Below are 11,082 nucleotides of genomic sequence, written 5' to 3'. Positions count from 1 at the left end.
CTGTGATCACCGTATTTATAAACCGAAGTGAAATCAAAATTCCCCATATATTTTTCAATATCCGGGTTATCGTCCGAACTATCTCTTTCAGGAACCCGATACCATGGGCGAACAGCAAAATAAAAGTCGCCTTTTTCTACGACGAACTCCGCAAATATACGATTCCAGCTGCGCGATAATTCACCACTCTGGCCGTTTGATTGATGATTAAAGCCGACATTAATCAGTGAGTTTTTAAATCCGAATAACTCGGTATCGTTTGCAAATGAAAGCCAGGCTTCTGGTTCATGGTTGGAATCACGAAATACTTGTGAGTTATCGTTATTAAACATTTGCCAGAAAGAGCGGTTTGTATAAGCAATAAAGGCATCTGCCCGATTATTAAACAAACCTCTAACCACCGGAAGTTTCAAACTTATCTGAAATTTGCTTTCCCAGGGTTGAAAATCATAATCATTTCCTGGATCGGAGGATTCAAATGGTGCTTCATTGTAAGAAGCTACATTGTTACTGAAAATGAAGTAATTGGGTCGATGCGGCAAGAATGCAAATGGATTATTTGATTGACTTTTTTCCAAAACCAAACGACGTGTTAAGGCAGAACCATCAGCAGTTTTAATACTGGTGGCATCATCGTCATCAAGCGAGATAGTCTGCTCCTCGGCACGCTTCAATGCTGGCAAAGTGACCGGATCAAAAGATTCCTGTTTTTGTGAGCTGATGTCAGCGCTGCATATTGCGCGAATATCCCCGACCGTAACCGTATCATCGGAAGTAGCCATCTTGGACAAAATGCAAGAATCCATAGCCGGATCAGCCTGTGCCGCACCCATCAGTATCGGTGTTAATAACACTCCAACAAACCATCTTTTCATGATTATTCCTTTACTTCAGAGCGCCTTCCGAGATCCACTGATCAAAGGCAAATTTTCAATTAAACGTTAAACCTGAAATGCATTACGTCGCCATCTTTAATGACATATTCTTTGCCTTCCAGACGCCATTTTCCGGCATCTTTAGCACCCTGTTCACCATTAAACTGCACAAAATCTTCGTAGCCGATAACTTCTGCGCGAATAAAGCCTTTCTGGAAATCAGTATGAATAACACCGGCACCTTCTGGTGCAGTCGCACCGACTTCAACAGTCCAGGCACGCACTTCTTTCACACCAGCGGTAAAGTAGGTATGTAATCCAAGCAATTGATAACCGCTACGAATTACTCGATTCAGACCGGGCTCATCCTGACCAAGTTCCTCAAGGAATTCTGCTTTATCCTCATCTGCCAGATCGGCAATCTCCGATTCAATGGCGGCACAAATTGATACAACAATAGCATTTTCTTTGTCAGCCAATGCCATAACTGCATCCAAAGCAGGATTGTTTTCAAAGCCATCTTCAGCAACATTGGCAATATACATTGTCGGTTTGATTGTTAACAAATGCAGGCCGGTCAATAATGCCAGTTGATCATAATCAAGTTTCATTGCTCTAACAGGCAAACCTTGGTCCAGATGCTCTCGAATCTGCGTCAACAAATCCAAACGTGCTTTGGCTGTTTTATCGCCACCTTTGGCATCTTTTGTGGTTTTGGTGATCGCTTTTTCCACAGATTCAAGATCCGCTAATGCAAGCTCGGTATTGATCACTTCAATATCATCCACTGGCGAGACTTTACCAGCCACATGCACCACATTTTCATCTTCAAAACAGCGAACAACATGGGCGATAGCATCGGTTTCACGGATATTGGCCAGGAATTTATTACCTAAGCCTTCACCTTTGGAAGCCCCGGCAACCAGACCGGCAATATCAACAAATTCCATGGTAGTGGGTAAAACGCGTTGCGGATTGACGATCGCAGCCAGTTTATCCATACGCGGATCCGGCACCGGCACGATGCCAACGTTAGGCTCGATAGTACAGAATGGATAGTTTTGAGCTTCGATGCCTGCCTGAGTCAACGCATTAAATAACGTGGACTTGCCTACGTTAGGTAAACCGACAATACCGCATTTAAATCCCATGAGAAATCCTTAGGGGTTATTTATAACAATGATAAAATTCTTTCCTCGCACCTGTGCAGGTGTTTTGCAGATCACAATTAAGAGAGGTAAAAAACGATTCTTACTGTGAGTGCAGCCAGTTCATGGCTTTGTCGAGGTTTCCTGAAAGTACATCAGGTAAAACACGCAGGCTGTTATCGATACCTGCCATCATATTTTCCCGATCTGCTGCAGAGGGTTTACTCAGCACATAATCGGCAACTTGCTTACTATTACCCGGATGATCAATACCAATCCGGCAACGTAAAAAATCTTTGCTGCCCAGTTGGCTGATGATGTCACGCAGACCATTGTGTCCGCCATGACCACCACCGCGTTTCAGACGCACCGTACCGGCGGGTAAATCCAATTCATCGTGGATAACGAGAATATTTTCTGCAGGGATTTTATAAAAGTTGGCCAGCGCCGCAACAGATTGACCGCTGCGATTCATAAAGGTAAGTGGTTTGATCAACCAGACTTTGTGTTCAGGATTTGTGTATTGAATCAGTTGACCATGAAACCGGGACTCTGTTTTAAAACTCAGCCCAAAATCATTAGCCAACTGATCCAACCACCAGAACCCGACGTTATGTCGGGTCTGTTCATATTGAGAACCGGGATTGCCCAGACCGGCGATAATCCAGTTTGTCATAACGGTTCCCGACGACTGAATTAATCTTCAGTCGCTTCTTCCTCATCATCAGCTTCTGTATCTTCTTCAAGATCCACTTTAGCAACACGTGGCTCATGAATACTGACAACGGCTTGATCGTAAGAAGAACGTTCACCTTCTTCCAACTGCTCATCCTGAGTATGCGTCAAGGCAGTCAGAGTGACACCTTTAGGCAGTTTCAATTCACTCAGGTGGATAGCTTCATCCATAGCCAGTTTTGCAACATCAATTTCGATGTATTCTGGTAAATCTTTAGGCAGACAAGAGATTTCAACCTCTGTCATCAGATGCGAAACCAAACCACCGGCTTTAACACCAACCGCTTTTTCTTCATTGATAAAGTGCAATGGAATTGTCATTGTCATTGCATGTTTGGCATCAACACGCAGGAAGTCTGCATGAATGATTTTGTTGTCGTTCGCAGGATGACGTTGCAGATCTTTCAATACGACCTGATTTTTCTTGCCATCAATAACCAATGTCAGAATGTGAGCGTAAAACGCTTCTTCTGCCAAATGGCGAATGAACTGGTTATGGTTTACTGAAATTGAAACAGGTTCTTTTTCAGCACCGTAGACTACTGCTGGTACTTTGCCCGAATGACGTAGGCGGCGGCTCGCACCTTTCCCCTGGTCAGTACGCGCTTCAGCATGTACTTCAAATAAATTTTCCATCTTCTTCTCCAAGACTAAAAAACGGACACGAGGCCCGTTAATATGCCGTTTCCGGCTTTTCGCCTCCCCCGCGACCAGGTTCAGCACATACAACCAAAATAAATTTTTTGGTTAATCCATATATAAAGAGCTAACTGACTCTTCATTACTAATTCGGTACATCGCTTCGGCAAGCATTTCAGCAATGCTCAACACGCGAATTTTGTCACATGCAGCCGCATCGGGCTGCAGTGGAATAGTATCTGTCACCACTAACTCATTGAGTAAAGATTTGTTGATATTATCAATGGCGGCACCCGATAAAACCGGATGGGTACAGTAAGCAACTACATTAATCGCACCATGTTCTTTCAAAGCAGCTGCCGCAGCACACAATGTGCCGGCAGTATCGACCATATCATCGACCATCACACAGGTACGTCCATCGATATCACCGATGATGTTCATGACTTTGGCCACATTGGCGCGTGGGCGACGTTTATCAATAATCGCCAGTTCAACATCTAAATGTTTGGCTAATGCACGGGCACGAACCACACCACCAACATCGGGCGAGACAACAACCAAATCCTGGTATTTGTGTTTCCAGATATCACCCAGCAATACGGGTGAGGCATAGACATTATCAACAGGACAATCAAAAAAGCCCTGGATCTGATCGGCATGTAAATCAACGGTTAAAACGCGGTCTGCGCCAACACCGGTCAGCATATTGGCAACGACCTTAGCGGTAATGGCAACACGAGCTGAACGAGGACGGCGATCCTGACGGGAATAACCAAAATAGGGGACAACCAGGGTAATACGTTTGGCTGAGGCACGACGGATAGCGTCGGTCATCACCATTAATTCCATCAGGTTATCATTGGTTGGCATACAGGTTGGTTGGACGATAAACACGTCCTTGCCCCGGACATTGTCGAGAATTTCAACCATGATCTCGCCATCACTGAATTTCTCAACTGTGGCTTTACCCAAGCTGATATTCAGAAAATTGGCGATATTTTCTGACAGTTTACGATTAGCGTTTCCAGTGAAGACCATCATATTGTCGTCTGCGGAACGCTGTTGTAACTGGAGGAGTCGGTTTTGAGTCACTATAGAGATGCCGAGTTCATTCAATAAACAAAAAGAGTGGCTGGGGTACCAGGATTCGAACCTGGGAATGACGGGATCAAAACCCGTTGCCTTACCGCTTGGCGATACCCCAACTGTTTTTACTCAACTCTATCAAATTGCAGTTACATTAAGACTTCAATCGAAATCTTTTGCACAAAAACTCAACGGTGATCTGTTGCAGCCTTTGGCAGTAAAAGCATGCCAATGTTCCGGCACATGTTCTAAAACATTTTCAGCCGCAGTGGCTGAGTCAAAGCGGGCGAATACACAAGCCCCTGTTCCGGTCATTCGTGGAATGGTAGCATATTGTGCCAACCATGCCAGTGCTTGTGCAACTGGTGGATGCAATTTTTTCACCACCGATTCGCAAATGTTACTGCCTTCCCCCGCAAGGAAGCCCGATATTGTGAGGGGTTCACAATCGCGTGTCAATTCAGTTGCAGAAAATATTTCAGCTGTAGAGACGGCGCATTGGGGAAAGATAACTAAATACCAAGGTTCTGGTGGATCAATTTTAGTAAAAATTTCTCCTACACCCTCGGCCCACGCCGCGTGACCTCGCACAAAAACCGGCACATCTGCGCCTAATTGCAACCCCAGACCAGCTAATTGATCTTCTGATAAATCACATTGCCAAAGCTTATTCAGCGCAACGAGGGTGGTAGCAGCATCGGAACTGCCTCCTCCCAGACCACCGCCCATCGGCAGATTTTTTTCCAGTTGGATAACAGCACCTGAATGACATTTGCAGGTTGATTGCAAAAGTTGGGCGGCTTTTACAATCAGATTATCCTGATCAGCAACGTCTGGCAGATCGGCTTGTAAAGTGATTAGCGAATCTTTGGTGACGGTAAATTTTAATCTGTCACCATAGTCGAGAAACTGAAATGCCGTCTGTAATTCATGATATCCATCTGGCCGTCTGCCGGTGATGTGTAAAAACAGATTTAGTTTTGCCGGTGCGGGCCACCATTCATTCATTTACCAGCTTTCCATCCATTCATTACCAGACGAATACTTAACTGCGGATGTTCGATAAAGATCTTGGCCGGCACATCATTGCCTTCCAGCGGCGCATAATCGACAAACTCTACTTGCCAACCTGCCTGGGAAAGTGTGATTAAGCGGCCTTTTTCATCCAGAGTTTTCTCATCAATCTTGATAGGTGCATGCGGCAAACCTCTGACCCAGTCACGCAAGGCACTGACCGGTAATAACCAGCCCAGTACTTCTGCCAGAAGCTCTTCCGGTGTTGCAGCAGAATAGGTTTCACCATCGGAAAATGTCATGGTGACCAGTTTGTCATCACCGGCTAACTCCACCGCCCCTTGAGAAAAGGGACCAAACAGGCGGATATTAAAGTCTTCCTGCTGCTGTTGCCAGGTCACGCCGACATTCCAGCCTTCTTTGTCCTGACTAATAACCGTACGACCACGAAAAGACCAATAGTCCATTAGTTTTAAAACCGTCTGACGGTTTTCCCACAACTGTTCTGCAGGTTCCAACGGTTTTGTCTGCCACACTGGGGTACAGGCAGTCATCAGCAGCAGACCGGTTACTACTAGAAGCTGTTTCATTTGGTCAACCGCTGCAGGGTCTCCTGAAGTACTTTGTTATTTGGATCCAGTTTCTCCCCTTGAGCCCAATACTTTCTGGCTTCATTTTTTTTATTCTGCATCCACAGCACTTCACCCAGATGAGCGACAAACTCTACATCGGCCTGAATCTCCACTGCTTCACGCAGGTAATATTCAGCTTTTTCCAAATCACCCATCCGGTAATACACCCATCCCAGACTATCCAGGTAATAAGGATCATTAGGGCGCAATTCCAAAGCTTTATTGATTAACTGCAAAGCTTCTTCATGTCTATCAGTACGATCGGTCAGGGTATAACCCAGGGCGTTCATCGCCTGTGCATTTTCCGGGTCAATTTTCAAAATGGTGCGCAGATCCTGTTCCAGCATCTCCAGTCTGCCAATTGATTCGGCTACCATGGCGCGACTGTATAAAAGGTCCAGATTGCCCGGGTGATTGTTCAGCGCTTCCGTTAACACCTCAACCGACTCTTCCGGCATGCTGTGATCCCGCAAAAAGGCGGCTTCAAACAAATAAAAATCAATGGCTTGCTGAGGACGCTCCTGACGCAGCAGTTGTAGATGCTGTCGTGCTTTATCAATATCACCTTGATCGGCCAGTAAATTGATATAACGGGTTTGCGCCATTTCAAACCGCTGGCTTTCGGCAGGCACTGAGGCGAACCAGACCAAAGCAGAATCCACATTGCCATTCATTTCTTCGGCCAACCCCATAAAATAGCTGGCCTGACCTCCGGCATCTCCCATTTGTAATAACTGACTGAAATACGACTTGGCAGTTTCTCCATCATCGCGTTCCAAAGCCAGTAATCCCAGCGCAAAAATCACATCCGGGTTTTCCGGGTTCTCCAAATGCAATTCTTCAAAAATACGTTTTGCCTTTTCCGATTCGCCACTTTCACCTAACAATTTCCCGTAGGTGAAACGTAAGGATTCACTCGCTCCCTCACGCTGAGCTGCTTTGGCAATTAACTTTAATGCTTCTTCATTTTTACCATGGGTCTGTAACAAGTCTGCTTTAAGACTCAGATAAGCTTCGTTGTTTGGGTCTTCTTCCAGTAACTCATCCACCGCGATTTCAGCCACATCAAAGCGCTGGAAATAAGCGGCCAGTCGGGCATAGGTAAAGCGAGCTGCCGGATCATCATTTTTGTACAGGTCCAATTCCAGAATCGTCTGCAGACCTCTTTCCGGATCCCCTTTCTCGCTTAAATTAGCGGCCAGGCTTTCCAGATATTTTTCTTTGTTCTCCGGTTCCAAAGCGAGCGCTTTGTTCATGTTTACAACGACTTCGGGATAATTATCTTCCATTAACAAAAATGGAACCCGCATCACGTAGACCTCAGCCTCTTCCGGCGAGACTTCCTGCCAGCGGGTCAATGCGCGGTCGATACGTTTGGGATCACGTGAAAATGTCGAAATTCGTGCGGAACGTCCCGCCAGATTAGGCGAGTCAGTCAATTCAGCAGCCTGATTATATAAGTCGACTGCAATATCAAGTTGACCGCGCTGCCCCGCAATTTCGGCGGTAAGTACGTAATAAACCAGTTCTGAAGTCAGAGGCAAATCCAATTCCGGCTGCGCAGTTTCCATTGTCTCTGCTTCATTTACCTCCACTGGCTGTAGTGGAGTTTTTTCGTCTGATTGCTTAGCAGTAGCGGCGCATCCAAACAGTAAAATAGGTATCATCACCCACGCCGCCGATGAGGCGAACCGTTTTGAATGACCGCGTAACTGTTGCAATAAATCCATAATTCAACGACCTGACTGATTGAGTTTGATAGAATGGCGAATTAGTCTTGTCCAGACCGAGATATAAGACAACTTAGCTCACGGCTGTAAAGTTTAACAGCATACAACACGACTCCTTAATTATGCATCTTGTCACTTACGGCATTAATCACACAACCGCACCGGTTGATGTGCGCGAGAAGCTTAGCTTTGATGCTGATAAATTACCTTTGGCTTTAGCGTCACTGATGCTGAATGAAAGCGTGATTGAAGCTGTCATTGTCTCAACCTGCAACCGCACCGAAATATACTGTCATCTGGACGAAGATTATGACAATAGTGTCCTGTTATGGTTGCATAACTTTCAACAACAGGATGCCAATGCCCTCAAGTCCTATCTTTATTGTTATGAAGGTGCTGATGCGGTAAGGCATTTATTCCGGGTTGCCTGTGGTCTGGATTCGTTAGTTTTAGGCGAACCGCAGATTCTTGGTCAGTTAAAAACCGCCTATAGCCAGGCGCTTAACGCAAAGGCGCTGGGGAAATCGCTGGGACGTCTGTTCCAGCATGCCTTTGGCGTTGCCAAGCAGGTGCGCACCGATACCGCTATTGGGAACAGTCCGGTTTCCGTCGCTTTTGCTGCTGTCAGTCTGGCAAAACAGATCTTCAGTAATCTGGCCGAATCAACCGCCCTGCTAATCGGTGCCGGCGAAACCATCGAACTGGTAGCCCGTCATCTGTTTGATAACGGCATCAAGCGTCTGATTATTGCCAATCGCACCATTGAGAAAGCTCATCTTCTGGCAACCTCAGTGAATGGTTATGCGATTAGTCTGAGTGAAATTCCGGCACATCTTGCCGAAGCGGATATTGTGATCAGCTCCACCGCCAGTCAGCTGCCCATACTTGGCAAAGGCACAGTCGAAAGTGCATTGAAGCTGCGCAAACGTAAACCGATTTTTATGGTGGATATTGCCGTTCCACGGGATATCGAAGCAGAAGTTGGACAGCTTGAAGACATTTATCTATATAGCGTTGATGATCTGCATGACATTATTGAAGAAAATCTGCAGTCACGGCGTGATGCTGCCAAGCAGGCAGAGGAAATCATTGATACTCAGGCCGATCATTTTGCCGGCTGGATGCGTAGTCAGGATACCGTACCGGTCATTCGGTCAATTCGGGAGCGCGGACAGATGCTCAGCACCCAGGCCGTTGATAAAGCCCTACGCCAGCTGGAACAGGGTGGTAATGCTGAAATGGTACTGACCGAACTGGCCCGCACCCTGACCAACAAGCTATTGCATGAACCCAGTAGACAACTGCGGCAATCAGCATTTGAATCTGATGAAAATAATCCGATGATTGATGCTGCCCGCCGTTTATTTAATATTAAGGATTGATCTGTGAAAGATTCCATCAGAAATAAACTTGAAGCATTAGTTGATCGTCATGAAGAGATCAGTGGCCTGCTATCTGATCCGGAAACCATGGCCAATCAGAACAAATTCCGCACCTTATCGCAGGAATACGCACAGCTGGAGCCAGTTGTTAAGCACTTTGGCTTATATCTGCAGACCCTAAGTGATCTGAAAGATGCTCAGGCAATGATGCAGGAAAGTGATCCGGAAATGCGTGAAATGGCCAAGGAAGAACTGGCCATCGCTGAAGAAAAACAGGAACAGCTTGCCATTGATTTGCAGAAACTGTTGTTACCTAAAGATCCAAATGATCAACGTAATATCTTTCTCGAAGTCCGCGCCGGCACCGGTGGTGATGAGGCTGCCATTTTCTCCGGTGATTTATTTCGAATGTACACGCGTTATGCTGAATCACGTCGCTGGCAGGTTGAAGTGCTCAATGCTCAGGAAGGCGAACATGGTGGCTATAAAGAAATCATCGCCCGGATTGTTGGTGATGGTGCCTACTCACGGTTGAAATTTGAATCTGGCGCCCATCGGGTGCAACGGGTGCCGGAAACTGAATCCCAGGGGCGGATTCATACCTCAGCCTGTACGGTAGCGATTTTGCCGGAAGCCGATGAAATCGATCAGATTGAAATCAACCCGGCCGATATCAAAATGGATACCTTCCGTTCATCCGGTGCCGGTGGCCAGCACGTTAATACTACTGATTCCGCCGTACGTATCACACACATTCCAACCGGCATTATCGTTGAGTGTCAGGAAGAACGTTCACAACACAAAAACCGCGCCAAAGCGATGTCCGTTTTGCAATCACGCATCATGGCGGCGAAAGAGGAAAAACAAGCCTCCGAACAGGCCGAAACCCGCAGATTGTTAGTCGGTAGCGGTGATCGCAGCGAACGTATCCGTACCTATAACTATCCACAAGGCCGCATTACCGACCATCGAATCAATTTAACGTTATATAAATTGGATGAAGTCATGTCAGGTCAACTGGATCAGGTCATTGATCCGTTAATCAGCGAATACCAGGCGGATCAGCTGGCATTATTGTCTAAGGATTCCTAGGATCAAAAGACCTAGGTTTTAGCTAGCCAATCCTGAGGTTGGAGGTAGTAATCATATAACTTGGCTTCCGCCGAGCCCGGCTCGGGTTGCCATTTATAGCGCCATTTGACCAATGGCGGTAACGACATCAGGATCGACTCGGTACGTCCACCCGACTGCAAACCAAACAAGGTGCCGCGGTCATAAACCAGATTAAATTCCACATAACGACCACGACGATACAGCTGAAAGTCACGCTGTTCTTCGGTATAGCTTAACTCTTTGCGACGCTCGACGATTGGTAAATACGCTGCGGTGTAGCTGTTGCCAACGCTTCGCAACAAACCAAAGCAATGTTCAAAATCCGGCTGATTCAAATCATCAAAAAACAGCCCGCCAACCCCCCGCGGTTCGTTGCGATGCTTGAGAAAGAAATACTCATCACACCACTTTTTGTAATCATCGTATACCGTGTCACCAAAAGGGTCGCAGGCATTTTTAGCTGTTTGATGCCAATGAATAACATCGTCATCAAAGGTGTAATAGGGCGTCAGATCATAACCACCACCAAACCACCAGATAGGTTCTTCACCGGCTTTTTCAGCAATAAAGAAACGTACATTGGCATGGGAGGTTGGTACATACGGGTTATGTGGATGAATCACCAGCGATACGCCCATCGCCTGAAAACTGCGCCCGGCAAGTTCAGGCCGACTGGCCGTTGCTGATGGCGGTAAGTTATCACCGCTGACTTCGGAGAAATTGAC

The 11,082-nt window shown here is 46.4% G+C and carries 11 protein-coding genes and 1 tRNA gene; 2 read left to right on the top strand and 10 right to left on the bottom strand.

Annotation, left to right across the window (positions count from 1 at the left end; all coding sequences use genetic code 11):
• The 9 genes from B3M51_RS01150 to B3M51_RS01110 form a co-directional block, all read right to left on the bottom strand.
• Positions 1-875: phospholipase A (locus B3M51_RS01150; protein WP_292756262.1), on the bottom strand; the 875-nt coding region annotated here is incomplete at its 3' end.
• 59 nt (positions 876-934) lie between these two features.
• Positions 935-2,026 (bottom strand): redox-regulated ATPase YchF, encoded by a 1,092-nt coding sequence (gene ychF, locus B3M51_RS01145; protein ID WP_292756260.1) that lies wholly within the window; start codon positions 2,024-2,026, stop codon positions 935-937.
• Between the two features lie 100 nt (positions 2,027-2,126).
• On the bottom strand, positions 2,127-2,699 hold the full coding sequence (pth, locus tag B3M51_RS01140) for an aminoacyl-tRNA hydrolase (RefSeq protein WP_292483330.1): 573 nt from the start codon (positions 2,697-2,699) through the stop codon (positions 2,127-2,129).
• Positions 2,700-2,719: 20 nt separating this feature from the next.
• A complete protein-coding gene (locus B3M51_RS01135) occupies positions 2,720-3,394 on the bottom strand; it encodes a 50S ribosomal protein L25/general stress protein Ctc (protein ID WP_292756257.1) in 675 nt (224 codons plus the stop codon).
• Positions 3,395-3,505: 111 nt separating this feature from the next.
• Complete coding sequence (locus B3M51_RS01130) at positions 3,506-4,441, bottom strand: ribose-phosphate diphosphokinase (protein ID WP_292483456.1); 936 nt, start codon at positions 4,439-4,441, stop codon at positions 3,506-3,508.
• An 88-nt stretch (positions 4,442-4,529) separates the two neighbouring features.
• Positions 4,530-4,604: transfer RNA gene (locus tag B3M51_RS01125), tRNA-Gln, on the bottom strand.
• 44 nt (positions 4,605-4,648) lie between these two features.
• Complete coding sequence (ispE, locus tag B3M51_RS01120; protein ID WP_292756256.1) at positions 4,649-5,494, bottom strand: 4-(cytidine 5'-diphospho)-2-C-methyl-D-erythritol kinase; 846 nt, start codon at positions 5,492-5,494, stop codon at positions 4,649-4,651.
• Positions 5,491-6,090: a lipoprotein insertase outer membrane protein LolB gene (gene lolB / locus B3M51_RS01115; protein ID WP_292756255.1), complete on the bottom strand. Its 600-nt coding sequence runs from the start codon at positions 6,088-6,090 to the stop codon at positions 5,491-5,493. Before lolB ends, ispE begins: the two co-directional genes overlap by 4 nt.
• Positions 6,087-7,703, bottom strand: coding sequence for a tetratricopeptide repeat protein (locus B3M51_RS01110; RefSeq protein WP_292756254.1), 1,617 nt, complete (start codon positions 7,701-7,703; stop codon positions 6,087-6,089). Before B3M51_RS01110 ends, lolB begins: the two co-directional genes overlap by 4 nt.
• A gap of 281 nt (positions 7,704-7,984) precedes the next feature.
• Here B3M51_RS01110 and hemA point away from each other — a divergent pair, with 281 nt between their 5' ends.
• Both hemA and prfA read left to right on the top strand, forming a co-directional pair.
• Positions 7,985-9,244 (top strand): glutamyl-tRNA reductase, encoded by a 1,260-nt coding sequence (gene hemA, locus B3M51_RS01105; RefSeq protein WP_292756253.1) that lies wholly within the window; start codon positions 7,985-7,987, stop codon positions 9,242-9,244.
• Positions 9,245-9,247: 3 nt separating this feature from the next.
• Positions 9,248-10,336: a peptide chain release factor 1 gene (gene prfA, locus B3M51_RS01100; protein WP_292483320.1), complete on the top strand. Its 1,089-nt coding sequence runs from the start codon at positions 9,248-9,250 to the stop codon at positions 10,334-10,336.
• 11 nt (positions 10,337-10,347) lie between these two features.
• Here prfA and hemF read toward each other — a convergent pair.
• On the bottom strand, positions 10,348-11,082 hold a 735-nt coding region (gene hemF, locus B3M51_RS01095), incomplete at its 5' end, for an oxygen-dependent coproporphyrinogen oxidase (protein WP_292756252.1).

Source organism: Methylophaga sp. UBA2689 (genome assembly GCA_002354555.1).
In the GTDB taxonomy this organism is placed as follows: Bacteria; Pseudomonadota; Gammaproteobacteria; order Nitrosococcales; family Methylophagaceae; genus Methylophaga.
The sequence above is the reverse complement of the archived record's forward strand: the minus strand, read 5'-3'. Positions and strand labels throughout refer to the sequence as shown.